The sequence below is a fragment of the Xenorhabdus sp. IM139775 genome (genome assembly GCF_028598745.1).
Classification (GTDB): domain Bacteria; phylum Pseudomonadota; class Gammaproteobacteria; order Enterobacterales; family Enterobacteriaceae; genus Xenorhabdus.
The window spans coordinates 1-1,189 of sequence record NZ_JAQRFK010000196.1; the positions used below are offsets into that span (position 1 = coordinate 1).

Genomic DNA, 1,189 nt, shown 5'->3' on the forward strand with positions numbered 1-1,189 from the left:
ATGAAGAAGCATTTGCAAGAGGTACGGACGCAGGATACAAGAAAAAAAATCCTATGGCGCGTGTATTTTCTGTCACTGATCCCATATCTACCTACGCAGGAAATATCTATGATTCACGTGGATTCCATGATGTTGTTCGAGAATTTAAGAGCTTAGGCATTAAAGCGGCAGAACATGTAGGAAAAAATGGGGAAAGGTATATTCACATATCAGGGCATGCAGGTCTTAGGAGTCGTATCATGGGGACACGATATCGTGCCCAAAATCCCCAAATGCTTGGAATGGGAATTGGGCAGCAGGGTCTTAATGCAAGCGTTGTTCAAGGAGTTAGATTCTCCATCATTTTTTCTATTGGATATCGAGTAATAGAAAGTATTTTTAAGGATGAATATACGCTAGCCGATTTTCTTGGAAATGTAACCATGGATATGGCTAAAACTGCTATTATCGCGACAGCCTCTTGGGCTGTCGGTTCAGCTTTAATTGCTACAGCCGCTTTAGGTGGCAGTATAATTGCTGTTGCGGGAATAGTTCTACTTGCTGGTTTTGCAGTGGCTTATATTTTAGATGCTCTTGATAAGCAATATGGGATAAGTGAAAAATTAATAGCACTCATAAAAGAAGAAATGAAGAGAAAACCAAGAACACCGGAAGCGGATTTACGGCATTTTTTTAATGGATTAGGAAGGTTTAGGTGAATAGTAAATACCTTAAAGCATTAGGTGTGCTAATATTATTATTGTTAATGACATTTATAGTTGCTTTCATTATTGACGATGCTCTTTCATTAATATTAATGAAAGATGAAATAAGATTTTCTGGCACTGTTGTCATGGTTGTTATGTCTTCACCTCTATTATTATATTCGTTATCAGGCTCTGTTTTTTTCTTTATCTTTGATAGACTACCTAAATTTAACAAGATAGTTGTTAAATATCTTAGTAGGTTGATGATTGCATCATTTATAATTGGTTTTCCTATCTCTTTTTATGTTGATTATAAGTTAAAAAGTGATGGTTATCTGACATGCGATAAATTATCGTGGATGTCACCAACCACCTATGTAAAAGATTTATCACTGTGTAAATGAAAAAGTTTGTAAATATTCTGTCCTCGTGTTTTCGCAAGTTTAGCCTCTGAATGTCAGGGGCTTTTTTATTGTTTTTCATAATGCTAAATAGTGTTTAAA

Annotated in this window: 2 protein-coding genes; both read left to right on the top strand. The window is 35.6% G+C overall.

The window, feature by feature from the left end:
• Nucleotides 1–698 (top strand): hypothetical protein (locus PSI17_RS16930; protein ID WP_273553071.1); only part of this gene is annotated, 698 nt, incomplete at its 5' end.
• Nucleotides 695–1,090 carry a DUF1240 domain-containing protein gene (locus PSI17_RS16935; RefSeq protein WP_273553072.1) on the top strand — a complete coding sequence of 132 codons (396 nt, stop codon included), beginning with the start codon at nucleotides 695–697 and terminating at the stop codon, nucleotides 1,088–1,090. The genes PSI17_RS16930 and PSI17_RS16935, both read left to right, overlap by 4 nt.
• Nucleotides 1,091–1,189 lie beyond the last annotated feature (99 nt).